This is a genomic window from Pantoea sp. 18069, assembly GCF_902706035.1.
GTDB lineage: Bacteria > Pseudomonadota > Gammaproteobacteria > Burkholderiales > Burkholderiaceae_C > Comamonas.
In genome coordinates, this window is record NZ_CACSJA010000126.1 from 1 (window position 1) to 421 (window position 421).

A 421-nucleotide genomic window follows, 5' to 3' on the forward strand; every position below is an offset into this window, starting at 1 on the left:
CCGACTCGATTCAAAGGTCGTCGACCTCAAGCCCATGCGCTGCCTACCGCAGCCTGGATCAACCCGCCACCACCGGAGACCAACGCCCAGAAAACGAACCAGTCCTGCACAGTAAATTCATGACAACTGGTGCAGCAAAGTCATTGACACGTTCCGGTCTGCAACCGCTGCATAGCCGGCTTTGATAACTGCACAGGCGCTTGCTCACAGATAAGGCCATGCGCATGTTCGTGCTGCGTCAATTGCTCCTGAGCGCCATCCCTTTCAAGGTCTTTTCCCCGAAGCCTGTTTAAACACACGAGCAGTGGAGACATGTGAGCGGGCGATGCGGCCATCGACATAGCCTTTGGCCTGAGCAACCTTGGGCTTGCGCTTGGAGGTCGCCAACTGCTTGGGACTCATGCGCCCAGCCAGAAGTAGC

1 pseudogene is annotated in these 421 nt (G+C 57.0%); it reads right to left on the minus strand.

The window, feature by feature from the left end:
* Positions 1-264: 264 nt before the first annotated feature.
* Positions 265-421: pseudogene (locus tag GVL12_RS26805) on the minus strand (IS4 family transposase); the annotation flags it as partial.